The sequence below is a fragment of the Vibrio genomosp. F6 genome, assembly GCF_005146325.1.
GTDB lineage: Bacteria > Pseudomonadota > Gammaproteobacteria > Enterobacterales > Vibrionaceae > Vibrio > Vibrio cortegadensis.
In genome coordinates this window covers 76,040-101,670 of the sequence record NZ_SYUT01000010.1, presented here as the reverse complement: position 1 = coordinate 101,670, position 25,631 = coordinate 76,040, and the positions used below count along the sequence as shown (strand labels likewise).

The 25,631-nt window shown below is 42.7% G+C and carries 20 protein-coding genes and 1 riboswitch; of the genes, 10 read left to right on the top strand and 10 right to left on the bottom strand.

Annotation, left to right across the window (positions count from 1 at the left end):
• Positions 1–4: 4 nt before the first annotated feature.
• From cydA to aspS, 5 genes are all read right to left on the bottom strand, one after another.
• Positions 5–1,591 carry a cytochrome ubiquinol oxidase subunit I gene (gene cydA / locus FCV43_RS01010; RefSeq protein ID WP_017051972.1) on the bottom strand — a complete coding sequence of 529 codons (1,587 nt, stop codon included), beginning with the start codon at positions 1,589–1,591 and terminating at the stop codon, positions 5–7.
• Positions 1,592–2,165: 574 nt separating this feature from the next.
• On the bottom strand, positions 2,166–3,173 hold the full coding sequence (gene ruvB, locus FCV43_RS01005; protein ID WP_017051971.1) for a Holliday junction branch migration DNA helicase RuvB: 1,008 nt from the start codon (positions 3,171–3,173) through the stop codon (positions 2,166–2,168).
• Positions 3,174–3,236: 63 nt separating this feature from the next.
• Positions 3,237–3,854, bottom strand: a complete 618-nt coding sequence (gene ruvA / locus FCV43_RS01000; protein ID WP_136993757.1) for a Holliday junction branch migration protein RuvA — start codon at positions 3,852–3,854, stop codon at positions 3,237–3,239.
• Between the two features lie 149 nt (positions 3,855–4,003).
• Entirely contained in the window at positions 4,004–4,525 is a 522-nt protein-coding gene (gene ruvC / locus FCV43_RS00995; protein ID WP_017051969.1) for a crossover junction endodeoxyribonuclease RuvC, read from the bottom strand.
• Between the two features lie 134 nt (positions 4,526–4,659).
• Positions 4,660–6,438, bottom strand: a complete 1,779-nt coding sequence (gene aspS / locus FCV43_RS00990) for an aspartate--tRNA ligase (RefSeq protein WP_136993879.1) — start codon at positions 6,436–6,438, stop codon at positions 4,660–4,662.
• A gap of 278 nt (positions 6,439–6,716) precedes the next feature.
• Between aspS and FCV43_RS00985 the strand changes: the two genes are divergently transcribed.
• The 6 genes from FCV43_RS00985 (at position 6,717) to FCV43_RS00960 (ending at position 12,983) form a co-directional block, all read left to right on the top strand.
• The gene (locus FCV43_RS00985) at positions 6,717–7,601 is read left to right on the top strand and encodes a DUF72 domain-containing protein (protein ID WP_136993756.1); all 885 of its coding nucleotides are present in this window, start codon (positions 6,717–6,719) and stop codon (positions 7,599–7,601) included.
• Between the two features lie 173 nt (positions 7,602–7,774).
• Positions 7,775–8,503 carry a carboxy-S-adenosyl-L-methionine synthase CmoA gene (cmoA, locus tag FCV43_RS00980; RefSeq protein ID WP_136993755.1) on the top strand — a complete coding sequence of 243 codons (729 nt, stop codon included), beginning with the start codon at positions 7,775–7,777 and terminating at the stop codon, positions 8,501–8,503.
• 93 nt (positions 8,504–8,596) lie between these two features.
• On the top strand, positions 8,597–9,568 hold the full coding sequence (gene cmoB, locus FCV43_RS00975; protein WP_017051965.1) for a tRNA 5-methoxyuridine(34)/uridine 5-oxyacetic acid(34) synthase CmoB: 972 nt from the start codon (positions 8,597–8,599) through the stop codon (positions 9,566–9,568).
• A 175-nt stretch (positions 9,569–9,743) separates the two neighbouring features.
• The gene (locus FCV43_RS00970; RefSeq protein ID WP_136993754.1) at positions 9,744–10,499 is read left to right on the top strand and encodes a RimK/LysX family protein; all 756 of its coding nucleotides are present in this window, start codon (positions 9,744–9,746) and stop codon (positions 10,497–10,499) included.
• Between the two features lie 9 nt (positions 10,500–10,508).
• Positions 10,509–12,017 (top strand): inactive transglutaminase family protein, encoded by a 1,509-nt coding sequence (locus FCV43_RS00965; protein WP_136993753.1) that lies wholly within the window; start codon positions 10,509–10,511, stop codon positions 12,015–12,017.
• 3 nt (positions 12,018–12,020) lie between these two features.
• The gene (locus FCV43_RS00960) at positions 12,021–12,983 is read left to right on the top strand and encodes an alpha-L-glutamate ligase-like protein (RefSeq protein ID WP_017051962.1); all 963 of its coding nucleotides are present in this window, start codon (positions 12,021–12,023) and stop codon (positions 12,981–12,983) included.
• Between the two features lie 279 nt (positions 12,984–13,262).
• On the opposite strand, the gene mukB is transcribed toward FCV43_RS00960, so the two are convergent.
• Genes mukB through cmoM form a run of 4 tightly spaced genes read right to left on the bottom strand, consistent with a single transcriptional unit; the run spans position 13,263 to position 20,593 of the window.
• Positions 13,263–17,738: a chromosome partition protein MukB gene (mukB, locus tag FCV43_RS00955; RefSeq protein WP_136993752.1), complete on the bottom strand. Its 4,476-nt coding sequence runs from the start codon at positions 17,736–17,738 to the stop codon at positions 13,263–13,265.
• Positions 17,735–18,466 (bottom strand): chromosome partition protein MukE, encoded by a 732-nt coding sequence (gene mukE, locus FCV43_RS00950; RefSeq protein WP_017051960.1) that lies wholly within the window; start codon positions 18,464–18,466, stop codon positions 17,735–17,737. The genes mukB and mukE overlap by 4 nt, the downstream gene beginning before the upstream one ends.
• Positions 18,447–19,784, bottom strand: coding sequence for a chromosome partition protein MukF (gene mukF / locus FCV43_RS00945; RefSeq protein ID WP_136993751.1), 1,338 nt, complete (start codon positions 19,782–19,784; stop codon positions 18,447–18,449). Before mukF ends, mukE begins: the two co-directional genes overlap by 20 nt.
• Positions 19,785–19,810: 26 nt before the next feature.
• Positions 19,811–20,593 (bottom strand): tRNA uridine 5-oxyacetic acid(34) methyltransferase CmoM, encoded by a 783-nt coding sequence (gene cmoM / locus FCV43_RS00940; protein ID WP_017051958.1) that lies wholly within the window; start codon positions 20,591–20,593, stop codon positions 19,811–19,813.
• A gap of 69 nt (positions 20,594–20,662) precedes the next feature.
• Here cmoM and elyC point away from each other — a divergent pair, with 69 nt between their 5' ends.
• A complete protein-coding gene (gene elyC / locus FCV43_RS00935; RefSeq protein WP_170961576.1) occupies positions 20,663–21,511 on the top strand; it encodes an envelope biogenesis factor ElyC in 849 nt (282 codons plus the stop codon).
• A 126-nt stretch (positions 21,512–21,637) separates the two neighbouring features.
• Here elyC and torR read toward each other — a convergent pair whose 3' ends face one another.
• Positions 21,638–22,351: a two-component system response regulator TorR gene (gene torR, locus FCV43_RS00930; RefSeq protein ID WP_017051956.1), complete on the bottom strand. Its 714-nt coding sequence runs from the start codon at positions 22,349–22,351 to the stop codon at positions 21,638–21,640.
• Positions 22,352–22,587: 236 nt separating this feature from the next.
• Here torR and torD point away from each other — a divergent pair, with 236 nt between their 5' ends.
• From torD to FCV43_RS00915, 3 genes are all read left to right on the top strand, one after another.
• Entirely contained in the window at positions 22,588–23,235 is a 648-nt protein-coding gene (gene torD, locus FCV43_RS00925; protein ID WP_136993750.1) for a molecular chaperone TorD, read from the top strand.
• Between the two features lie 391 nt (positions 23,236–23,626).
• Positions 23,627–24,631 (top strand): HTH-type transcriptional repressor PurR, encoded by a 1,005-nt coding sequence (gene purR / locus FCV43_RS00920; protein WP_136993749.1) that lies wholly within the window; start codon positions 23,627–23,629, stop codon positions 24,629–24,631.
• A 156-nt stretch (positions 24,632–24,787) separates the two neighbouring features.
• Positions 24,788–24,869, top strand: a riboswitch (cyclic di-GMP riboswitch).
• A 113-nt stretch (positions 24,870–24,982) separates the two neighbouring features.
• Complete coding sequence (locus FCV43_RS00915; protein WP_017051953.1) at positions 24,983–25,573, top strand: TfoX/Sxy family DNA transformation protein; 591 nt, start codon at positions 24,983–24,985, stop codon at positions 25,571–25,573.
• Positions 25,574–25,631 lie beyond the last annotated feature (58 nt).

Here is a 25,631-nt window from a genome sequence, read left to right as displayed (position 1 = left end):
TCACTTATACTTCTACTTGGCGACTAACTTTGTCTTCAACAGAGTTTTCGTCTTGTTCAAAGTGATAACGACCTGTTTTTAGACTACTTGGTCCTTTACGTGCAAATTTCACCATTAGGAAAACTTCTGCAATTAGGAACACCGTGTAAAGCGCTAGAATGGCAAACAGTGATGACCATAGCTGACCCATTGTCAGAGCAGAAACCGCCACATTCACAGGTAAGATTTCACCAACAGCCCATGGTTGACGACCGAATTCAGCAACAAACCAACCGGCTTCGATTGCAATCCAAGGTAGTGGCATGCCGTACAACGCCGCTTTTAATAACCACTTCTTCTGACCAATTTTTTGGCGGCAGGTTTGAATAAACGCAAAGCCAAAAATCAGAAGCATCGCAACGCCACATGCAACCATGATTCGGAATGAGAAGAATAGAGGCCAAACCGTCGGAATTGAATCGTCCGCAGCAGCTTGAATCTGGTCTTCAGTCGCATCGACAACATTGTCGGTATAGCGTTTAAGTAGAAGTCCGTAGCCAAGATCATTCTTAACTTCGTCAAATGCCGCTTTGTTAGCATCTGTCTTGTCACCAGCACGCAGCTTTTCAAGCAATTCGTAAGCATACATACCTGTGCGGATACGCTCTACGTGCTCTTCACGTAAATCACGTAAGCCTGTCACTTGAGTATCAAAAGAGCGAGTTGCAATAATACCCATTACGTAAGGGATCTTAATGGCGAAATCAGTATGCATCTCTTCTTGGTTAGGTAAACCAAACACAGTAAATGCTGCTGGCGCTTCTTCGGTATGCCACTCGGCTTCTATCGCCGCAAGCTTCACTTTCTGCACTTCACCTAGCTCATAACCAGACTCATCGCCTAGAACCATTACCGATAAAATAGCGGCCATGCCGAAAGATGCGGCAATCGCGAACGAGCGACGAGCAAAGGCAACATCTCTGCCTTTTAGTAGGTAGTATGAGCTGATACCAAGTACGAACATTGAACCTGCGGTATAACCAGAGGCAACAGTATGAACAAATTTAACTTGCGCTACAGGGTTGAAAACGACTTCAGCAAAGCTGACCATTTCCATACGCATGGTTTCGAAGTTAAATTCTGCGCCGACAGGGTTTTGCATCCAGCCGTTCGCAATCAAGATCCATAGTGCAGAGAAGTTTGAACCTAACGCAACCAACCAAGTTACGGCCAAGTGCTGTCGTTTAGATAACCTATCCCAACCGAAGAAGAAGAGACCCACAAAAGTAGATTCAAGGAAAAAGGCAACTAAGGCTTCAATGGCAAGCGGAGCACCAAAAATATCACCTACGTAATGAGAATAGTAAGACCAGTTGGTTCCGAACTGGAATTCCATGGTAAGGCCTGTTGCCACACCAAGTGCAAAGTTAATCCCGAATAGCTTACCCCAGAACTTTGTCATGTCCTTATAGATTTGCTTATCGGTCATTACATATAGAGACTCCATGATGGCAAGCAAAAATGCCATACCTAAAGTCAATGGAACGAATAAGAAGTGATACATCGCCGTGAATGCAAACTGCAATCGCGAGAGATCAACAACGTCAATCATGGTAACTCCTTTGTGTCGGCTGAGTGACACGTTAGACATTCTGCAACATCAGCGTGAAATGTTAAACCACCCCACAAACTGTTATTAATAAAGAAATTATTGTTGCGAAAATGTACTCCAATGGTTAGTTATTTGTTAAGCTCTAGCTAATATAGCTAGAGCTAATATTACTGCTAAAATCAGATTGTTTCAAAAGGTTTATAACCAATTCTTGCTTTGATTTAAGTCAATTAAACACCAAGCAATTTGATTGCTTTTTACCCAACTTGATTTAGATCAACCGAACATTAACCTCTAAGGTTACAGTCCGTGATAAAAGTCATGAATAGTGATTGTTTTATTAACAGAACACCCAAATAAAAACACACAAAATCCACATATTCCGCTCTTTCGATACTAAGCATTAATCAACTTACCAAAAATGGAATCATAGATTGCATTATGCGATAGGTGGTTTCAGTTCTACAAATATCAAAAAAGCCGACTTATTCTTAAAGTCGGCTCTTCTAGCGGTACTGCTATGATGGTTTACTTGTGATTGCTCTAGACTAAAGGTCTAACCATCTTAGTTGTTTTACTGTTTATCGATCCCAAAGTGTAAATACGCTCTATCAGTCGCAATTCGACCGCGAGGTGTTCGTTGAAGATAGCCTTGCTGAATCAAATAAGGCTCTAGCACATCTTCAATCGTATCTTTCTCTTCACCTATTGCTGCGGCTAAATTATCTAACCCTACCGGGCCGCCTGAAAATTTTTCCATGATGGCCAGCAACAATTTTCTGTCCATGTAATCGAAACCTTGATTATCGACATCAAGCATGTCGAGCGCTTTATCCGCTATATCTGAACAAATGTGTCCATTGCCTTTTACTTCAGCATAATCACGAACCCGACGTAACAATCGGTTGGCAATACGTGGCGTACCTCGGGCACGACGAGCCACTTCGAGTGCGCCCTCTGAATCCATCGACAAGCCTAAGCAATCCGCACTGCGCTGCACAATATGTTGTAGATCTTTGACATTGTAATACTCAAGACGTTGAACAATGCCAAATCGGTCTCTTAGCGGTGATGTTAATGACCCCGCTCTCGTGGTTGCCCCTATCAGAGTAAAGGGTGGCAGATCGATTTTAATGGAGCGTGCTGCTGGGCCTTCACCAATCATGATGTCGAGCTGGTAATCTTCCATTGCAGGGTAGAGGATCTCTTCAACAATAGGGCTCAGACGGTGAATTTCATCAATAAATAAGACGTCATTCTCTTCTAGGTTGGTCAACAAAGCAGCCAGATCCCCTGCTTTTTCCAAAACAGGTCCAGAAGTGGTGCGAATATTCACTTCCATCTCATTCGCGACAATATTAGCAAGCGTAGTTTTACCAAGCCCTGGAGGCCCAAAGATCAACAGATGGTCAAGAGGCTCTTCACGCATTTGTGCGGCTTTAATGAAAATTTCCATCTGATCGCGGACATGATCCTGACCTCGGTAGTCAGCCAGTTTCTTCGGACGTATCGCACGGTCAATAACATCTTCATCTTTAAAGACTGGATTATCAGGGGCGATTAAACGATCAGCTTCAATCATCAATTACTCTACTTTTATAGTGATTTGTTTAAATAGTTAAATTCGAAAGCGGTAACTCTCACTTTACACCATTGCTCTTAGCGCTTCTCTAATCAAAGCTTCGCTGGTCATATCAGGTTTCGCTACCTGTGAAACGATCTTAGATGCTTGAACAGGCTTGTAACCCAAAGCAAGCAACGCACTTACTGCTTCATCTTTGGCACTGTTAGGGTTCGTAATCGTACCATTATCACTTGGTGCCGCATCTGTTGCAGGAGTGAACAAATCACCTTCTCCCCACCCCTTTAGACGATCCTTCATTTCTACCACTAAACGTTCAGCGGTTTTCTTACCTACACCCGGTAATTTCACTAATGTAGAAATGTCTTCTCGTTCAACACTTGAGACAAATTGGCTCGCGGTCATACCCGACAAGATACCCAAGCCTAATTTTGGTCCAACACCATTCGCTTTTATAACTTCTCGGAACAAAGCGCGCTCTTTAACGGTGTTAAATCCATAAAGTAACTGTGCATCTTCACGAACCACAAAGTGGGTATAAATAATGGCCTCATCACCTATATTTGGTAATTCATAAAAACAGCTCATTGGCATTTGAACTTCATAACCAATTCCGCTGACTTCAATCAATAGTTCAGGAGGCTGCTTTTCAATGAGGGTTCCACGAAGACGTCCAATCACAATTCATTCTCTTAAGGGTAAAATACGCAAATAAGAATATAAAAGAACTGGATACATATCCAGTTCTTTATTGTTGTTCACTGTAGGAATTTGAGCTAAATAGTCGTTAAATGTTTATATTGATTAAAAGATCGTCACAATAAAAATCACTATCTATAACGCCCTCTTTTTGCTCCTGTCGCTTTCCCAGCTAATGCAATCAATGTTTTATTAGTATTCGCATGACAAATTGCCACACCTAACCCATCAGCAGCATCCGCTTGAGGTTTCGCGGGGAGTTTTAACATCGTCATGACCATATGCTGAACCTGCGCTTTATCTGCCCCACCAGAACCGGTAACCGCTTGCTTAATTAGCCTCGCAGCATATTCATAAACGGGTAAATCGGCATTCACTGCGGCAACAATCGCACTACCACGGGCTTGACCTAGCTTGAGAGCTGAATCGGCATTCTTCGACATAAAGACTTGTTCAATGGCAAATACATCCGGTTGAAATTGAGTGATGATCTCCGTCACTCCGGCGTATATTTGTTTGAGTCGCCCTGGTAGCTCTTTTTCAGACATTCGGATACAACCACTACCTAAATAGTGTAGGTGGCGACCATTTTGTTTGATCACACCGTAACCTGTAATGCGAGAACCCGGATCGATTCCTAAAATAATTGACATAAATCCTTACCATCCCAAGCTAAATAAAGCGGCTGCATTTTGCTCAATTCAGTTTGGTATAAATATAAAAATGCCCGTAACAAAACGGGCATTCATTGTTAAAACTTAACGAACAAGAGTCCACTCGAGATTGATTACTCGGCTTCTTTCTCTTTCGCTAAATTAACCGCAATGGCTAACTCTTCTAGTGATGCTGGGTTAGCAAGACTAGGAGCATCAGTCAACAAACAAGCAGCCGCTGTTGTTTTAGGGAATGCGATAACGTCACGGATGTTCTCTGTACCACAAAGTAACATTGCAAGGCGATCAAGACCAAAAGCAAGACCAGCATGTGGTGGCGTACCGTATTTTAGAGCTTCAAGTAAGAAACCGAATTTCTCTTGTTGCTCTTTCGCTTCAATACCTAAGATATTAAATACTGCTGTTTGCATGTCTGAGTTGTGAATACGAACAGAACCACCACCGACTTCGTAGCCATTGATAACCATATCGTAAGCATCAGAATTCGCAGCAGCCGGATTAGCTTGAAGCTCTTCCGCTGTCATGCCTAGAGGTGATGTGAATGGGTGGTGCATGGCATGCAAGTTACCTTCACCATCTTCTTCAAACATTGGGAAATCGATAACCCAAAGTGGTGCCCACGCTTTCTTATCTGTCAGCTCAAGATCGTCACCAAGTTTGATACGTAGAGCGCCCATTGCCTCAGCAACGATACCCGCTTTATCTGCACCAAATAGGATGATATCGCCTGTTTCAGCTTCAGTACGCTCAAGAATACCATTCACGATATCTTCGCTTAGGAACTTAGCAACTGGAGATTGAACACCTTCAAAGCCCGCAGCACGATCGTTCACTTTCATCCATGCTAAGCCTTTCGCGCCGTAGATACCGACAAATTTACCGTACTCGTCAATTTGTTTGCGAGACAGTTTAGCACCGCCAGGAACACGAATTACTGCAACACGACCTTTTTCATCATTTGCAGGACCAGCAAATACTTGGAATTCCACATCTTTTACAAGATCGGCAACGTCAACAAGTTCTAGTGGGTTACGTAGATCAGGCTTGTCAGAACCAAAACGACGAATCGCTTCAGAGAATGGCATCACTGGGAATTGACCTAGTTCTACATCTAAAAGCTCCTTCCACATGTCGTGTACAAGACGCTCTGTTACATCACGAACTTCTTGAGAAGACATGAATGATGTTTCGATATCGATTTGAGTAAATTCAGGCTGACGATCAGCACGTAAATCTTCATCACGGAAACATTTTACGATTTGGTAGTAACGGTCAAATCCAGACATCATCAGCAGCTGTTTGAACAACTGTGGAGATTGTGGAAGCGCGTAAAAGCTACCTTTATGAACACGGCTAGGGACTAAGTAGTCACGAGCACCTTCTGGTGTTGCTTTAGTAAGTACAGGCGTTTCAATATCTAAGAATAGGTTCTCATCTAAGAAACGGCGCACAAAGCTAGAAGCACGAGCACGTAGTTTAATACGATCGCTCATCTCTGGACGACGCAAATCGATGTAACGGTACTTAAGACGCTGCTCTTCTGAGTTCGTTTGGTTGAAGTCTAGTGGAAGCGCTTCTGAACGGTTGATGATTTCAAGACCGCTTGCTAATAATTCCACTTCACCTGTTGCCATATCTTTATTAACTTGGCTGTCAGGGCGAACACGAACTTCACCTGTAAATTTGATACAGAACTCATTACGCAGTTGGCTAGCTACCTCAAATACATCTTTCATATCTGGGTCAATAACTACCTGAACGACACCTTCACGATCTCGCATATCAATGAAGATAAGACCGCCTAAATCACGGCGACGGTTAACCCAGCCGCAAAGTTCTACAGTTTGTCCTGCAAGGGACTTGTTCAGGTCACCACAGTAATGGGTACGCATAATGAATTTCCCAATCTCTTTAATAATGTCTAATTCTAGGCTGCCAGAAAATGGACTTCCGACAGAGCAAAGTGTCATTTATACGCTGAAAATCACTTAAAATCGACCTTCCAGAATACAATTTGTTGTGTTTTATCATGCTTTGATGCATTTCACCCCAACAAGCGGCTAAATAAACATCAAAAGTCTAACTATTTATCGGATTATATCGTTACCGTTTCCAAACGATCAAAAGTTTCGTACAGTTAAATATCGGCCACTTACTTCACAGAGAGATGATGACTCAATTACCCATTCGACTTGGATTAACCATGTGGTCGCACTCTCAGTGGCAAGCAAGCTTCTATGGAAGTGGTACTAAACCAGCAGAAAGGCTCGAAAAATATTCTCAGGTCTTTCATACCGTCGAGGGTAACACCACTTTTTATGCGACCCCGTCAATGGCGACAATTCAAAACTGGCAAGCCAGTACGCCAGATGAATTTCGCTTCACATTTAAGCTTCCAAAAGAGATCACCCACCAGCAGATGCTGCGTCATAGCCAGCAAAGCTTGAAAGATTTCTTAATTGTGATGCAGCCGCTCTGGTCTAAAATTGGTCAATGGACCATCCAACTGCCTGCCGCTTTCTCTCCTGCGGACTTACCTGTTTTACAGAAGTTCTGCCAAGGTTTTCCGCCAGAAATGAAATTAGGCATTGAGGTCCGCCATTTGGGCTTCTTCAATAAGAATGATGACGAAAAACGGTTTAATCAGTGGTTAATTGAAAACAACATCAACCGGATCATTATGGACAGTCGTCCTGTGTTTTCAGCTCCGCCGACAACGGAAGCGGTAAGAGAAGCACACAGAAATAAACCCAAAGTCCCTACCCATGCCATTGCAACAAGTACCAATCCCATGATCCGCTTCATTGGACACCCAGATATTGAAGCTAATGTGGCTTTTTTCCAACCTTGGCTTACGAAGCTCTCCACTTGGATCCAACAAGGAAAGCAACCCTATTTAATGGTTCATACACCAGATAACGTTGAAGCCCCTGAATTAGCGCTCAAACTTTATGGTCTGTTACAGCAGGACATAACCCTTCAACAACAGCATACCCTGCCGTCCCTCCCCACTTTTCCGAATAGCGTGAACAGCCCACAAATCGATATGTTTTGAGTGTGTAAATCTACTTCCTCATTATTAATGACAAAGTGAGCAATTTTTCATAAAATACGCCCCCTTTTTACAGGCATTATTCGCCGATTCTGAATATTGACTGTATTCGCAACACTAATTTGTAACGTTGGCGCATGTATTCCACACACCAACTCTTGCATTGAGAAATGAGCATGAACACTAAAGACACTATCTTTTCAGCTCCTATCGATAAGATTGGCGATTTTACTTTTGATGAAAGAGTAGCTGAAGTTTTCCCAGATATGATCCAACGATCGGTTCCCGGCTACAGCAATATTATCTCAGCTATTGGTATGCTTGCGGAACGTTTCGCTAAGCCTCACTCAAAGGTTTACGATCTCGGTTGTTCTCTCGGTGCAGCGACGCTCTCTATGCGCCGCCATATTCAGCAGGAAGGGTGTCAAATTTTAGCCATTGATAACTCATCAGCAATGGTTGAACGCTGCAAATTACATGTTAACGCTTACCGCTCTGATACCCCAGTCACGGTTTTGGAAGCGGATATACGTGAAATTGAAATCGAAGATGCTTCCGTTGTCGTGCTTAATTTCACGCTACAATTTCTCTCTCCTGAAGATCGCTCTGCACTGCTTAAAAAGATTTACGCGGGGTTACGCCCAGGCGGGATACTCATCGTCTCCGAAAAATACGTATTCGAGAACGAAACCTCAAATGAGCTATTAATTGATTTGCACCATGATTTTAAACGTGCCAATGGCTATAGCGAACTTGAAGTAAGTCAAAAACGTAGCGCCATTGAGAATGTTATGCGACCTGACTCAATCCAAGTTCATAAAGATCGCTTTAAAGATATTGGGTTTTCAAGCTACGAAGTTTGGTTCCAATGTTTCAATTTCGGCTCAATGTTTGCCATCAAATAGCACGATAACCACACTATTAGCTGTGGGCTTCATCCATTTAGCGGCACTTTATACTGAGTGCCTCTCTCATTTATATAACGATTAAGATAACTCATGTTCAATTTTGCTAATTTCTATCAACTGATAGCACAAGATACTCGCCTTCAACCTTGGCTAAATGTTTTACCTCAACAGTTAACAGATTGGGGTAATGCAGATCATGGAGATTTTGAGCGTTGGGTTAAAGCGCTGAACAAAATTCCATCAGATAAACCTGATACGATTGAGCTAAAAGAGTCTGTCACCATTTCGAATGCACAACCGATTGCGGATGGTGAACGTAAAAAACTAGAAAGCTTGCTGAAAACATTTCACCCTTGGCGTAAAGGTCCTTATACCGCTCACGACATTCACATCGATACAGAGTGGCGCTCAGATTGGAAATGGGATCGAGTATTACCTCATATCTCACCGTTGAAAGATCGCTCTATTTTAGATGTCGGCTGTGGTAACGGTTACCATATGTGGCGCATGCTCGGTGAACAAGCTCGCCTATGTGTGGGTATTGATCCTTCACATCTATTCTTGATCCAGTTTGAAGCGATTCGTAAATTGATGGGCGACGATCAACGCGCTCACCTTCTGCCTTTAGGCATCGAGCAGTTACCAAAATTAGAAGCTTTCGATACTGTCTTTAGCATGGGCGTACTTTACCACCGCCGTTCACCGTTAGATCACTTGATTCAACTGAGAGATCAGCTTGTTTCGGGTGGTGAACTTGTGCTTGAAACCTTGGTTATTGCTGGCGATGAAAATGCGGTTTTAGTACCAGTAGACCGCTACGCACAAATGCGCAATGTGTACTTTTTCCCTTCAGCCAAAGCACTCAAAGTGTGGTTGGAACAAACCGGATTTGTTGATGTGAAAATCGTCGATGAGAATGTTACGACAGTGGGCGAGCAGCGCTCAACAACATGGATGACACACAACTCACTTCCTGATTATCTTGACCCGAATGACTCGACTAAAACGGTCGAAGGCCACCCCGCACCAAGACGTGCTATTTTGGTTGCCAAGAAACCATAGTCACACGCCAAAGTATCCAAAATCAAAAACAGTGTTAAAAAAGACCATTTTTGACACTGTTTTTACCCAATAAGCTGAGCATGACTTCACATTAACATAAGGAAGCTTCACGCATTCTTGCGGATAGGTTAAACTTACGATAACAATAACTTAAAGTTCAATATTAAGGTCGTACATGTTTAAGCGATATGCTCCTATCGTCATCGTCAGTTTACTTTCTGGTTGCTCTCTCACCAGTGCAGATAAAAATCATCAAATACTGGTGAATACGATCCAACAATCAGAGACGAATCTTTCCAACAAGTTGACCAATCTTGAATTGCAGATAAGCAACCAAGCTGACTATATTGAAAGCCTTGAGACTGATATCCAACAATTGAATGATAAGCTTGATGTTGCAATACAAGCGACTCCCATCACCAATTCCGTCGATGAACCTGCGACAGAAAGCCCAGTCGAACAGACAAGCAATACCACTCATCAAAGCAGCATCATTTTAGGTGCAATAGAAAAAGTTACCATCGAGTCAATGAAGCAATCATTTGATGCTCGTATTGATACTGGAGCCGCGACCTCTTCGCTTAATGCCATTGATATTCAAGAATTTGAACGCAACGGTAAAAAATGGGTAAAATTCCATCTTGCAGACGGTTCAGAAACATCAGAAAACCAAGCAGATAAACACTGGATTGAAGCGCCTATTATTCGCTATGTAAAAATCCGCCAATCCACCACCAATGAAACAGAGCGCCGTGCCGCCATTGAATTATGGGTGAAAGTCGGAAAAATCCATGAAAAAGCGCAATTTACATTGGCAGATCGATCTCAAATGAGCAATCCTGTATTACTTGGAAGAGAATTTATAAAAGATATCGCGTTAGTGGATGTCAGCAAAAAATATCTTCATACAGATAATAAGACTGAAAAATAGGAACACTTTATGACGTCAAGAATTCCTTTCTATATCTCAATTGCGCTCTTAATTATTGGCGGGGTTGCACTGAGTATGTTCCGTCATCAGACTTATGGCGTGCCGTGGACTCCGGGTGAAACCAGCCAAGTTTGGAATATAGAAGCCAGAATCGAGTTTACAGCCGAGGGCAAAGCCGCCAAAGTATCACTTGCGGCACCGCACACTCAATCAGGTTTTACGCTAATCAGTGAATCCGCTTCATCGCCAGGTTACGGCGTCTCTTATTTGAATACGGATACGGGACGCAGGGCTGAGTGGTCAATTCGACAAGCTAAAAATGCTCAAACCATCTATTACAAAACCGAATTTTTAGTTGATGACCAAGCTCAAGTTGACGTTATTCCTCCACAAGAGGGAAGCCTTGTTAAACCAACCTTTAACGGCCCGGAAGAGGCAGCTGCCATTGCAGTGATTGAAAGAGCTACACAACGCTCGGCAGATAACGTCACTTTTGCTCGTGAACTGATAAAGATCCTTAATGATCCCGACAGCCAGAATGCAGCATTGATTCTAAACACAATGGACAAAGTAAAAGCAGCAACTAAACTGCTGTCTTACGCCGGTGTAGACAATAAATCGGTGGGTGTTATCGAACTTGAAGATGGTCGTCGTCGCCAAAATATTCAACGCATGGTGCAAGTTTGGAACGGAAAAGATTGGGTACTTTTTTCGCCAGAGAGCGGGATTGAAACGAACCAAGCGAATCTGCTTATCTGGGATGAGTCGAATGTTTCTCTACTTGATGTGATCGGGGGAAGCAGCAGCAGCGTGCATTTCTCAATGATCGCACAAGAGGTTTCATCTTCGCAGGCGACAGAAAACAAAGTCGTGGCCGACCAACTGCTCAACTTCTCCATTCATAGCCTACCCCTTGAAGAGCAAGCGATGTTTAAGACCATCATGCTGATTCCAATCGGTGCGCTAATTGTGGTGTTCTTACGTGTGATCATTGGCCTGAAAACATCAGGTACCTTCATGCCTGTGCTTATCGCGGTTGCCTTCGTACAAACTCAATTAGTCACCGGTATTGTCGGCTTCTTATTGATTGTGGGAACAGGGTTGATCATTCGAAGTTATTTATCCAAGCTGAATTTATTACTCGTGGCTCGAATATCCGCTGTCATCATTACGGTTATCTTGATCATCTCGGTGTTCACCGTGGTGGCTTTCAAGATTGGTCTGACAGAAGGGCTATCCATTACCTTCTTCCCGATGATCATCCTCTCTTGGACGATCGAACGTATGTCTATCCTTTGGGAAGAGGAAGGCGCTAAAGAAGTAATGCTCCAAGGTGGCGGCTCGCTTTTCACCGCTGTATTAGTTTACTTAGGCATGACCAACGGATTTATCCAGCACTTAACGTTTAACTTTATTGGGCTTCAATTGGTTATCCTTGCAGTGATCCTATTACTGGGTAACTACACCGGCTACCGATTAACCGAACTTCGTCGCTTTAAACCTTTAGCGGAGGACTGAGTTATGTGGGAACAATTCACCTCACCCTTTAAGCTCAAAGATAAAGGCATAATGGGAATGAACAAACGCAACCATAGCTATATTGGTCGCTATAATGATCGTTCAAAATACCCATTGGTTGATGACAAACTAAAAACGAAAATCATTGCGGAACAAGCAGGTGCAACGGTTCCAAAACTGATTGGTGTGATTGGCCATCAAGCGGAAGTCAAAAAGATCCATAAAATGGTTCTCGATTGGCCCGGATTTGTTATCAAACCCGCACAAGGCAGTGGTGGTAAAGGTATCCTAGTGATCACTTCTCACAAAGATGGGGTTTACACTAAGCCTTCTGGCGCGACCATTAATAAAGAAGATGTCGAACGCCATATCAGTAACGCTCTTGCTGGTCTTTTTTCTCTTGGTGGGAAGAACGATGTGGCAGTAGTGGAGAACCTGATCAAGTTTGATAGTTGCTTCGATGGCTTCAGCTACGAGGGTGTGCCGGATGTACGGATTATTGTCTTTAAAGGTTATCCTGTGATGGCAATGATGCGTCTATCAACATCGGCTTCTGACGGAAAGGCGAATCTACACCAAGGCGCAGTTGGTGTCGGGCTTGATATCGCAACTGGAAAAGCAGTGCGTGCGGTGCAGTTCGATCAACCTATCGAGTTACACCCTGACACAGGTAAACGCCTAAGCGAACTAGTTGTGCCTCATTGGGAAAAACTTCTCACTCTGGCATCCAGTGCTTGGGAGATGACAGGGCTTGGTTATATGGGCACTGACATGGTTCTAGACCAAGAAGAAGGGCCGATGGTATTGGAGCTAAATGCGCGCCCGGGGTTAGCTATCCAAATCGCTAATGGATCCGGCCTACTACCAAGATTGCACCACATTGAAAATTTAGGAACACCCGCTGAATACCCTAAGCCAGCAGAGCGTGTCGCCTATGCTGCTAAGCAATTCGGTACTGGGATTTAATAAAGAAATGAGTCTCCTACCGTGCTTGCCTACTTTTTATGAGCGGTGTTGGTTATCGCCAAATAGTTAAAACTCGATAAAAAGCTGATATTCGACAAACACTTAATAGTCGACAAAAAGCTAAAAAGCTCAGCCATTCTATGCTGAGCTTTTTTGATCCTGCTCTACTTTCAGACCTAGTTTGACCAAGCTAGCTACCATCAATAAAAAAGCCCCCACGATAACGTAAGGGCTATATTTTAGAGCGGTTTATAGAGAACTAGGTTCTTTCAAGATAAATTAGATTTCGCCGACTAATTCCGGTAATTCATCTTGAACATCTCCGCTTGAAGCCTCTTTTTCTAAGCTTGCAAAGCCTCGTAACCCTACAACATGTACATGCTCATGATCTTTGAATACCTTACGAACCAACTTGTACGTTGTGCCCTGCTCTGGGCTGATGTTCTCAGGTGCTGCAATCAATAACTGCATATCCAAACGATCACACAGTTCAAACAGTGTATTAATTGACTTACTATCAAGACGTGCTGCTTCATCCAAGAACAATAGACGACAAGGAACAATATCTTTACTACGTAAGCGGCGTGACTCTTCTTCCCAGCTCTGCACAACCATCAACAGAATTGATTGACCAGTACCAATAGCCTCACCCGTCGATAACGCGCCAGATTCAGCTTGTAACCAGCCATCAGAACCACGGTTAACTTCAACGCTTAACTCAAGGTAGTTACGATAATCAAGTAACTCTTCACCAAGGATCTGCGGTGAACGCTGCCCCATATCAATGTGCGGGTTCACACGCTGGAACAGTTTCGCCATCGCTTCCGAGAAGGTAAAGCGCGTGCTCTCAAATAGATCTTTGTGTTGATCTTGCTGAGACGCTAATCCAGAAAGAAGAACTTCATGACTTTCACGGATCTTAACGTTTAATCGAACACCCTTCACTTGACCGAAGTAGATGTTAGACAAACCTTGGTTCAGCATACGAATTCGGTTCTGCTCACGTTGAATCGTTTTCTGGATGATACTCGCAACCGACTCAGAGCTAATAGCAAGGCGGTTTTCACGTTGAGTCAGCTCTTCCGTTAGACGCCCTAGTTCAACTTCCATCTCTTCAATGGCTTCTACTGGGTCGTCGGTGCGGATAATATCTTGACGAATACGTTCACGAAGATGCTGATAGACGGCAATGTAAAATAGCACTTTACGTTCCGGCTTCGAATTATCTTCAGACAAACGAAGCGCATCACGAAGATCGTCACTATCGGCAACGGCTAAACGTAAAGCACCTAATGATTTATCAGACATTGAACGAAGCTCGCCCGCAGACAAGTAAGCTAACTCACGACGATGTAAACGACGCTCTACATCATTTTCACGAGCAAGGCGTAGCACTGAACACCAACCCGCTTTTGCCGCGACAACAAACGTTCGCAACTCGATGTACTCTTTCTGAACCTTCTTCAGGCGTTTTGCTAAGCCTTTCATTTCCAGTTCAGTTGACGTAATGGTACGTTCGTATTCGCTCTTACGACTACGAGACGTATGCAAACGTTCATGTAGCTCATCACGACGACGCTGAGCTCGCTCTTCTGCACCTTCGTCAGCATTAACGCCAAACTCTTGAAGCTCTTGTTTAAACTCTTGAACGGTTTCAAGTTTAGCTTGATGCGAACTCTTCAACGATGCAAGAACCTGATTGTATTGGTTCATCTGCTCTTGAGCTTGTTTCAGAGCCTCACGTCCACGGATCCTAGCGCGTTCTGCTTCCACTAACTTCGCTTTTAACTGCTCACTCAATTCACTGCTCTTATTGAGCAAGTCAACCGAATCGGCATAGCTAAAGTAGTGTCGACGTTCAACAAGATCGGCCAGTGCAAACATTTGAGTTTTTAGCTGCTGTAGCTCTTTATCTGCTTGAGCGTAATCAGCTTCAAGCGCATCAAACTGCTCAGGATCCGCCTCTAGTGCATTGGCGATCTTCTCTAGCTGCGCAATGGATTTTCCGTGGCTCGCGATGAATGCTTTGGCTTCACTTAATTGGTTAAGTTTGATTTCAATCTCTTCAAAACGCTCAACTAATGAATCATCTTCAACAAAGCGAATTGTAGGAGCCAACTTATCTAGCGATTTAATTGCGGCTTTACTTAACGTCAATTGACTAAGTTGTTGCTGCTCTTTTGCATCCAGTTCAGCAAGCACTCTCATCACTTGATTACGCTTATCACGTAAAACTTGTAATGCTTGCTCAGGATCGGCTTCAAATGCAATTTGAATATGTTGCGCGACAAAACCATTGAACGCTTGATATAGACGCTGAAGTTTTTGTGAATCAAATGCCGCTTTCGCATGTTGCTCAACCACTTCTTCACGCTGTTCACGTAATAGCTCTAAACGCTGTTCACGTGCGGCACGACCAAACAGTGGGATCTCTGGCAAACGAGAGTAGCGCATTTGTCGATCATTAAGTTGAACGCAAACAGCACCCTCTAATTCATCAGCATTGAATGAGCTGTCATCAAACGCATCAACGTCACCTTCAAGAATGTATAAATCTTCAGGGCAATCGTCTAACTCAACCAATTTCTCTTTGATGCCGTCAAGGTCTGACACCACAATAGCGTGACGAGCAGGGCCATACATCGCACTGAAATATGGAGCGTCACCAATGGTAATGTCATCGTAAATTTCAGAAAGAAGCACACCACCTAATGTGTCAGCTAACCCTTTTAAGCGAGGATCATTTGAACCACCTGGAGACGCAAGACGTTCGATCTCTTGCTCAAGCTGATTTCTGCGCTCAGCGAGTTTATCTTTCGCTAACGATTGCGCTTTTTCATCTTCCAGCACGAGTTGCATTTGCGACATAACCGCTTGGCTGTCGTATAAATCCGCTCCGCTTTGCTCTTTCAACGATTCCAGCACATCATTAGCCGCAATCCATGAAGGCGCAATTGCCTCTAGTTTTTTAATTTCAGCTTGCTGATCTTGCTCTACGCGACGCTGCTCATTACGTGCATCTCGCAGCTCTTCATGAGAAAACTCTAAAGACTCAACTTGTGCAATATGACGTTCACGTTCTTCTTCTAATGCCAATTCGTCAGATAACACCACATTATGTTGCTTTTGGTAATCACTGACGAGCTGTTGAGCTTGACGCTGTTGGCTAATACTACGCTCTAAATCACGATGTTGAGCACGCCACTGTTGTTCGTTTTGAACAATATGGTTTGCATCACGGCCTTTTGAAATAGTCTCTTTAGCTTGAGTAGAAGCATCGCAACGCTCAATGTTACCAACAATCTGTTTCACTAAGCTAAATGCTTGATCGAACTGTTGAGCCGCAGCCGATGACATATCCAGTTTATGTTTTAACGCGAGCAAAGCCGTGGTATTCGCCGCTTCTTTCGTCTTACATTCCGCAAGCAATGCCTGCGCACTCTCTGCGGTAATAGAGTCATCACTTAACAGTTGCTGCGCTTTATTCAGTGCTTGTACCGCTTGCTGGTATTGCAACGCGCGGGTTTGTTGAACATCTAATGCTTGTTGGTAGTCTGCTAACTGACTTTTCAGGCTATCCACTTCTTCTTCAGAAATCGTCGATTGCTCTTCAGCCGTTACAACACGCTCTTGCGCCTCTTCCACCACCATCATCTGCTCTTCAAGACGCTCACTTAGCTCTTCCAAATCATCTTGGTAACGAGCAATTTTTTCTTGTTGGCGAAGTGCGTTTTGAACCAATTGCAGATGATCAGAAGCGGCTTGGTGATCTTGTTCAAGAGCAGACTCTTGATCAACTAAGATCTCTAACTCTTCCTTAATTCTCGTCAGTAGTTGATTCTGTTCAACCAGAGTCGTGCGTGAACCAAATAGCTCACCACGCAAAGTCATCGTTTTATCAAGCTTATTGCGGCGGTCATTTGCATGACGCATGTAATCCGCAGCCACATAGTTTGTAGACTCAGTGATTAAGTGTTTGAATAGATCACGATCTGTTTGAGTAGTTTTAATCGCTTCAAGCGTCATGCGGTTTTCACGCAGCGCCGATTCCATATCTTGGAACGCTTTTTTCACACCACCATTTTGCGGCAGAAGGTAATCACGTAAGGAACGAGTAATCGCACTCGAAATACCACCATAAAGCGAGGCTTCGATCAGGCGGTAAAATTTCGAACGATCACCACTATTTCGCAATTTCTTAGGTACAACACCGAATTCAAACATTTGCGAGTGATACTCGACCACCGACGAAAATGCTTTAAAGTGTGCACCTTCATGTTGAGCAACGGCAGCTTTTACGTCATTCAGCTGACACACTCGTGCATGGTTGTCTGATACGCTTTCAATCAGTACATCCGTAGGTTTCACATGGCTTGGTAAGCCTTGGATCATGAATGGTTTGATATCAACTTTTTTATCGCGTCCAGCTACTTGCTGAAGTTTTACTGCAAACAATAGGCGTTGATTACGGGAGTTCACCACATCAAGCGCGGCATAACATGCACCTGGTTGTAATTTTCCGTACAAGCCTTTATCACGAGATGACTGCGAGCTACCCGCTTCAGTTGTATTTCGGAAGTGCAGTAAGCTTTGGTCTGGAATTAATGCTGTGATAAACGCCGCCATAGTCGTCGATTTACCTGCACCATTACCACCTGAAAGCGTGGTTACCAATCCATCAATATCAAAAGTACGAGCAAAGAAACCGTTCCAGTTGATCATGGTCAGCGATTGATACTTGCCTCTTTCAATCATGCTTCACCCTCTAATTCTATTTGCTCTTGTTCATTATCTTGTTCGCTGTTCTCTTCAATATTCAGCAGACTGCCTTGGCTTGGCTCTTGAGTATGAACAACCGCTTCGCCATCTCGGATCAGACGCAATTGAGCTTCTCGAACATCATCACCAATACGCACATCGGCGCCGAAGCGGAATACGGCTTCACTAATACGGAATTTACCCGTCTCACCTATCGCGATGATCATGCCGATTCGACGTAAACGGCGTAGCGACGTACGAACTTTATCGAACAGTTTTTCTTTGTCTAAATCAGAGCCAGAAGCGCGGTTTGTTGCCAGCTTCATTAATTTTTTTTCATCAGCCAGAGAGAGGAGCTCTTCGTATAACTCTTGGTTAGTGAAGATCCCTTCATGCGCTAAACGTTCTGGGCTGAGGTATAAGAAGCAAAGTACTTTCCCCACCAGCATGTCGAGCTCTGAAAGTACGCTACGACCAATAAGAGAGGTAGAGCGAGGACGTAAATAGAAAAAGCCTTCAGGTGCTTTCACTAATTCCGTGTTGTAACGCTGATAGAAGTGCGCCAATTCCATCTCAAAATCACACAATAGCGCGTGATTATCGAGATCTTCACTAGAGATATGTCGACCTGAGCGTAATACGCTATCTAAAGCCGGAAATAGTGGATTGGAGATGGCTTTAACCAGATTCTCTGGCATGTAATCGTCAGTATTTGTTGATGACATTTGCTTGTACCTTTGCGCCAAAATCGTTGATCGCCTGCCAATCAGGTTGAATTGCCTGATAATCAGATTCGGAATAACCCAAGCGAACGGCTTGGTCGACCACAATTCGAGCTAAATCGAAATGATGAGTTCTTGGATGAGCAGTCAGGTAATCGCGTAGTACAATTCCCAAATCAATTGGTGTCCCTTGCTGCTTATGAATTTGCAACATTGAACCAATTCGCTCAGAGAGTTCATCATTTACTTGTTTAAATTCTTCGTATTCCACTTCAAGTGGCACTTGTCCCATCACTTCATCGTCACGCAAGACCAGCGCTTCATCTCGAAGATCGCTTAAACGCTCCGCATCCGTATGTGTAAGAAACCAAGGGGCATCAAAGTAATCTGTAACAGATTGACGTAAACGCTGACTAAACGCGCGGTTTTTATCCATATCGATAGCGGTACGGATGAATTTATGAACATGCCTGTCGTAGCCAATCCAGAGATCGATAGCTTGCTGTCCCCAACTGGTTATTCTGTCTAGCTTCATCTGTAAGCCAAACAAAATTTCGCCGACAAACTCTAATTCATCATCGCCATAAACGATTTCTTGAATGTCTAGAATTTGAGTCTGTAGTTCATCACCAGCGGCTTGCAATGTGTCTTGCAGCTCTTTTAATGTATCGGATGTCTCGGACAGTAATGATTCACAGTTATTGATCGCTTCTCGCCAATCGTTATTCAACAAATCGGCAATCTTTTGTTTGACCGACTGTTGCTGCTCATCTATCACTCGTTGGTTTAAATCTATTTGATCAAATATTTCACCAACAGAATACTTCAAGACCCCATAAACATTTTTTTTCCAATGACCCGGAGTACCACCTTTTTGTGCCGCTTCAATCGCTCTTGCCATCTCCCCTGCTACCATTGACAGCTGGATCGATAGTTTTAGCTTTGAAAACTGACGATGACGTAGGTAATAATCAGAAATCCCGATAGCAAGTGGCGATAAACGATAAATACTCGCACCATCATTTATTTCACTTGTGAAACGGCTAATTAATTTCTGTTTAACCATTTCATTGATTGCATTGTTTGCGCGAAAAGCGGATGCATCACCTGTTTCTTCAAACATTCGAGTGACAATGGTAAATGCATCGTGCAATTCACCCTCACCTAACTCTTCATCAAATCTTTCATTACTTAGTACCGCGATAGCAATCAGAAATGCCAATCGCTCAGGGGAAAGATTCAATGAGAAGTCATGCTGCTTTACCCAGCCAACCAATTCATCAATTGATTGATCTTCTGCAGTTTGAGTCATCTCACTCATTGTTAGTCCTGTTTTTGCTTGCTAGCTCATACATTTTTTCTAGCCCACACATGAATGTAACGGCCTAATGAAAGGTATGGCTCTTGTCTGCACAACTGTTTTTCTAGTGCTAACACATCTTCAAATTGGTAATCGCCCATATATTCCATATTTCCGATATAGTCACTAAATGAGCGAATACCTGACTTACCACAAATATCAAAGCCAGCATCTTCTATCCATTGATACACCTCTTCTGGCTTCAACCCTTTTTGTGGCTGTAATTTAAATCTTTTCCTATGTGGCATACCGTCAAGCACGTGAGGGATATTGCCACAAATCACATTCTTAAAAACCAGACCGTGGTGATTATAAAACATGATAGAGGCCACTCCACCAGGCTTAACCTGATCGAGAACGATATCTAACGCTGTTTTCGGATCGGCCAACCACTCCATTACAGCATGGAACATAGCAACATCGACTTTGTCATCAAGATGACTGCCGATTGCCTGTATCGGAGAATGAATCAGCCGATACTGCTCAAGCAAACCGTTTTTTGCAATATCAACCTTAGCAAGTTGCAGCATTTCAGAAGATAGATCACATAATGTGACTTGATGTCCGAGTTCAGCAATCTTTTGCGACATTTGAGCAAGACCGCCACCAGCATCAAGAATGCTAAGTGGTCTCTGTTGCTCATCAAAGGTTGATAATGCGAGCTCTAAGTCTTCCCACAAAATGCTCTGACGAATATCGCCTTTGTCAGAACCATAAATGTTTTTTGCAAATTTGTGGGCAATATCGTCGAAATTGCGATCTTCAGTCACGGCAGGTTAGGTTATCATAGTAAATCGTGCTGCTATTCTGTCACATGGAATGCAGGAATAAAGAAGCTTATGCCTTTTTTATTATCAAGTGATGTTTTTTCGGGCTATTTATGTATGTTTGAACTGAAAAAAGTAGTTTCATCGTTGTTAATGCCGCTACCGGCAATGCTAATCCTAGGTTTTTTGGGGTTATTGTTAATTATGTTTACCGCCCGTAGGAAGACAGGATCTCTGATTATCCTATTTTCGCTATGTGGTATTTTCCTTATATCCTTCCAACCAGTTTCTACACGTCTATTAATGCCTATGGAGAGAGAATTCAGCGGGTTTCTTCCTGTTGATGAGTCCATTGATTATGTCATGGTACTAGGGAATGGCCATGTCGTGGATAGCGACATACCTCCGACATCAGAATTAAGCCGCACCGCGTTAATGCGTCTTAATGAAGGCATTCGAATTATGCGCCTATACCCTGGCTCGAAATTGATTCTTTCTGGTTATGCCGGTGGGTCTGAATTTAGTAATGCCCGGATGATGGCAAAAGTCGCGCTGGCATTAGGTGTCGCTAAACCCGATATCATTCTATTAGAAACAGCAAAAGATACGTGGGAAGAAGCAAGACAAGCGGCGGCTTTTGTTCGGATGAAGAAAATGGTTTTAGTGACGTCTGCAAGCCATATGAAGCGCGCCTTGTATGAATTTAATCAAGCAGGTATCACGCCTTTTCCAGCCCCAACTAATTACCTTGCTTATGACAACATTAACCAACCTTGGGAAAAATACGCCCCTAAAGCAAAATACTTGGAACAAACAGAGCGCTATTGGCATGAAACGATGGGACAACTTTGGCAAAAAGCTCGAGATTTGATCGACGGTGACTATAAAGAGATGGAACCGAAACCCGTTCAATCACTCTAGAGACGATAAACCTTACATCAATCTTCAAAGCGCTATGCCAGCGTCCTATTCCAAAATATATCTTAACAAAAAAGCCGAAGGGAATACCTTCGGCTCTTTTATATCAATCTGTTACTGTGAGTAATATCAGTCGCCAGCGAACATATAACCTTCACCGTGAACTGTTACAAAAATTTGTGGGTTCTTTGGATCAAATTCCATTTTGGCGCGCATACGACGAATAAGAACATCAATAGTTCGATCGTTTGGAGCATCAACGCGGTGGCTGATCATATTCAGGATACGCTCACGGCTCAATACTTGATTAGGGTATGAGGACAGCGCAACTAACAGTTCGTATTCTGCTTTCGTCAGTTTTACAGGCTCGCCATTTTTGCTTAATGCACGGCGTTGTATGTCAAACGTCCATTCACCAAAACGAACTAAGTTTTCATTTTCGCACTCAGCAACCGCAACACTTGAAGCGTTACGCGCTGCCGAAATTCGCCATAATAAATTTTTAACTCGAACCAAAAGCTCTCTAAGTTCAAAGGGTTTAGTCACGTAATCATCAGCCCCCATTTCAAGGCCTACAATTTTATCGATGCTATCCGTGCGTCCAGTAACTAAAATAATGCCTATATCCGATTGGCTGCGTAATTCACGAGTTAGCATTAAGCCATCTTCTCCAGGTAGATTGATATCTAACATAATCAAATCTACAAGATTGCTCTGTAGTACTTCTCTCATTTGAGCGCCATTTTCTGCTTCGCTTACGGCATACCCTTCATTCTGGAAGTAACCAACAAGTTTACTACGGGTTACTACATCGTCTTCAACGACCAATACGTGATAGCTCATCTACACCCTTTTCTTTTAGTTATTTCGTCTATGCTTACTATTCTATTCATAAATAGTAATATTTCTAGCAATAGATGGTTTAAAATCAGGAAAGATCATTTTTTCTTGATTCAAGACAAGCATAGCTCACGCGTTAATATTTAGTCATATTCAGTCACTTTTCTTATTTAATGTAGTTACTGTTATTCATTTTTATTGGTTAGACTATAGTGAGAATAATACTCGGAGCAATAACGATGATCGAAACAAAAGCATTCAATGAAAAGCGTGCAGAGATTTACTGGTGGCTATCTAGCCTTTTCGCAAAAGAGTTAACTCAACAAGAGTTAGACAGCTATCACTCTCAAGAGATTCGCACTTTTCTGACTGGATTAGGTGAAAACGAAACACTTAAACCTTCAATAGACAAGTTAGTTGACGCCCTTAATCGCTTACAAAACCGTGAAGACGCTCAATTAGAGCTTTCCGCTGACTATTGTGATCTATTTTTAAAATCAGATAAGAACGTCGCTCTTCCATACGCTTCTATGTACATTGGAAAGCAAGGTTTATTGAATGATGTTCCGGCTCAAGAGATGGCAGCATTAATGTCAAAGCACGGCATTGCAGTGAGTGAATCATTGAATGAACCAGCAGACCACATTGCCATTGAACTCGACTTTTTAGGTAATTTAATTATTCGTTCAAATGAGCTTGAGCAAGAGAAACACCTTGATGATGCATTAATTGAGCAAGAATCTTTCATTCAAACTCATATCCTTTCTTGGATCCCACAGTTTAGTGCGAAATGCGATCAATATGATGAGTTTGGTTTTTATGCAAGCGTAGCTCAAGTATTAGTCGCCTTCTGCCAATTAGATTGCCAATACCTAACAGGCGAATAACCTCTCAAATTTATAATTCCCATCGGTAATTCGTGGTTATTTATCACATTTTAAACTATCAAGTGAGACTAGGTTCACTTCACTTGGTAGTTTTGTATTGACCCTCTTATAATTAAATGTGACAACACCCACTAAACTGGTCCAATATCCATTGCCAGTGAAGCGTTTGCGGTCTAAAATTGTGACCGCAAACGATAAAATATGATTACAAATGCAAACCGCTGATATAAGGCGGTTTTTGTGTTTCTTAATACCTTGCTATCTCTCGATGATTCACGATGTGAAGTAACGTGAATCGGCAATTGCTATTAAGAGATAGTATTTACGCTACTTGGTTGACTATTATATGAGTTAACCACTGTATTAAGTAGCACCTCGACAGGATAACACCATGGCTACAATAAAAGATGTCGCACGCTTAGCAGGCGTATCCACAACTACCGTTTCTCACGTCATCAACAAAACTCGATTTGTTGCTGAAACGACTCAAGAAAAGGTAATGAAAGCGGTAGACGAATTAAACTATGCTCCAAGTGCCGTTGCGAGAAGTTTAAAATGTAATACCACACGCACCATTGGTATGCTCGTGACTCAATCTACCAATTTATTCTTTTCAGAAGTAATTGATGGCGTTGAGAGTTACTGTTATCGACAGGGCTACACGCTGATTCTTTGTAATACTGGTGGAATTTACGAAAAGCAGCGTGATTATATCCGCATGCTTGCCGAAAAGCGTGTTGATGGCATGTTAGTCATGTGTTCAGATTTAACTGAAGAGCTAAAAGAGATGTTAGATCGTCACTCTGATATCCCTAAAGTGATCATGGACTGGGGTCCTGAAAGTTCGCAAGCCGATAAAATCATCGATAATTCTGAAGAAGGCGCTTACCTTGCGACTAAGTACTTGCTTGATAACGGTCATACCGATATTGCATGCTTAAGTGGTCATTTCGATAAAGTCGCATGCAAAGAGCGAATTTTAGGCTATCGACGAGCTCTCAAGGGTGCCGATATTGATGTGAATGAAGATTGGATCATCGAAGGCAATTTTGAATGTGATACTGCAGTACTTGCTGCTGATAAAATTGTGAATATGGGAAATCGCCCAACGGCTGTCTTCTGTTTCAATGACACAATGGCTTTAGGGTTGATGAGCCGCTTGCAGCAGAAAGGGATTAGAATCCCTGACGACATCTCTGTTATTGGTTACGACAACATTGAATTAGCAGAATATTTCTCTCCACCACTAACTACAGTCCACCAACCAAAAAGACGTGTTGGTAAAACTGCATTTGAGATTTTATTGGAACGAATCAAAGACAAAGAGCACGATAAACGCATCTTTGAAATGCACCCTGAAATCGTAGTTCGAGATACGGTAAAAAAACTTATTTAACTAAAAATACTCAAATGAATGCGTATTAATCAGTGCGCATTCACTACACCTAAATGCAACTCAACCCACATCAAGCTCATGAATTATTGGACCGATATCACATTTTAAAACCTAAAATGTGATACCTATTCAATATTTTCCTATATGCTATAAGTGTCACGCACAGGGCAAACTATTTGAAAAAATAGGACGCAAAGCCTCCGGCCTAAACCATTTGGTAGGTAGCGGGGTTACCGATGGCAAGTATGCAAACAAAGTTTAACGTTTCGTTGACAGTACATTTGCACCACTTAGCTATTATCTCGGACCTGAAATTTGGTGGCGTAATCCTTTACACCGAGACTATACAGCATGGATAAACCAGTATTAAAAGACTCTATGAAGTTATTTGAGCAACTTGGCGCTATCAAGTCCCGCTCAATGTTTGGTGGATTTGGCATTTTTGCCAATGACACAATGTTCGCACTAGTAGTTAATGATCAACTACATATTCGTGCTGATAAAGATTCAACCAAGCAATTCCAAGAACAAGGTTATCAGCCATATATTTACAAAAAACGTGGTTTCCCTGTTGTTACTAAGTATTTTGCTTTGCCTGAAAATTGCTGGGATACACCTGAGCAAATCTTAAAAACTGCAGTTGCTTCATTAGAATTCGCACAGCAAGAAAAAAGCCAGCAATCATCGGCTAAGCCAACCCGATTGAAAGATTTACCTAACCTCAGACTTGCTACCGAGCGTATGCTTAAAAAAGCGGGTATCGCAACAGTTGAAGAATTGCACAGTAAAGGCTCTCTAACCGCTTTCCAGGCAATTAGACAAACTCACTCATCATCTGTCAGCGTTGAGCTGCTATGGGCTCTTGAGGGTGCAATAAATGGCACTCATTGGTCAGTCGTTCCGCAAGAAAGGCGAAATGAATTAATCAGCGACCTAAATTAGTCGACACATCAAAAAAACCGCTGCGTTTCTGCTGCGGTTTTTTTATATTCTTTGATTT

Excerpts from the sequence above, each read along its gene's own strand:
- cydA (WP_017051972.1), bottom strand. The coding sequence starts at position 1,591 with ATGATTGACGTTGTTGATCTCTCGCGATTGCAGTTTGCATTCACGGCG.
- ruvB (WP_017051971.1), bottom strand. The coding sequence starts at position 3,173 with ATGATTGAAGCTGATCGTTTAATCGCCCCTGATAATCCAGTCTTTAAA.
- ruvC (WP_017051969.1), bottom strand. The coding sequence starts at position 4,525 with ATGTCAATTATTTTAGGAATCGATCCGGGTTCTCGCATTACAGGTTAC.
- aspS (WP_136993879.1), bottom strand. The coding sequence starts at position 6,438 with ATGCGTACCCATTACTGTGGTGACCTGAACAAGTCCCTTGCAGGACAA.
- FCV43_RS00985 (WP_136993756.1), top strand. The coding sequence starts at position 6,717 with ATGACTCAATTACCCATTCGACTTGGATTAACCATGTGGTCGCACTCT.
- cmoA (WP_136993755.1), top strand. The coding sequence starts at position 7,775 with ATGAACACTAAAGACACTATCTTTTCAGCTCCTATCGATAAGATTGGC.
- cmoB (WP_017051965.1), top strand. The coding sequence starts at position 8,597 with ATGTTCAATTTTGCTAATTTCTATCAACTGATAGCACAAGATACTCGC.
- FCV43_RS00970 (WP_136993754.1), top strand. The coding sequence starts at position 9,744 with ATGTTTAAGCGATATGCTCCTATCGTCATCGTCAGTTTACTTTCTGGT.
- FCV43_RS00965 (WP_136993753.1), top strand. The coding sequence starts at position 10,509 with ATGACGTCAAGAATTCCTTTCTATATCTCAATTGCGCTCTTAATTATT.
- FCV43_RS00960 (WP_017051962.1), top strand. The coding sequence starts at position 12,021 with ATGTGGGAACAATTCACCTCACCCTTTAAGCTCAAAGATAAAGGCATA.
- mukB (WP_136993752.1), bottom strand. The coding sequence starts at position 17,738 with ATGATTGAAAGAGGCAAGTATCAATCGCTGACCATGATCAACTGGAAC.
- mukE (WP_017051960.1), bottom strand. The coding sequence starts at position 18,466 with ATGTCATCAACAAATACTGACGATTACATGCCAGAGAATCTGGTTAAA.
- mukF (WP_136993751.1), bottom strand. The coding sequence starts at position 19,784 with ATGAGTGAGATGACTCAAACTGCAGAAGATCAATCAATTGATGAATTG.
- elyC (WP_170961576.1), top strand. The coding sequence starts at position 20,663 with ATGCCTTTTTTATTATCAAGTGATGTTTTTTCGGGCTATTTATGTATG.
- torR (WP_017051956.1), bottom strand. The coding sequence starts at position 22,351 with ATGAGCTATCACGTATTGGTCGTTGAAGACGATGTAGTAACCCGTAGT.
- torD (WP_136993750.1), top strand. The coding sequence starts at position 22,588 with ATGATCGAAACAAAAGCATTCAATGAAAAGCGTGCAGAGATTTACTGG.
- purR (WP_136993749.1), top strand. The coding sequence starts at position 23,627 with ATGGCTACAATAAAAGATGTCGCACGCTTAGCAGGCGTATCCACAACT.
- FCV43_RS00915 (WP_017051953.1), top strand. The coding sequence starts at position 24,983 with ATGGATAAACCAGTATTAAAAGACTCTATGAAGTTATTTGAGCAACTT.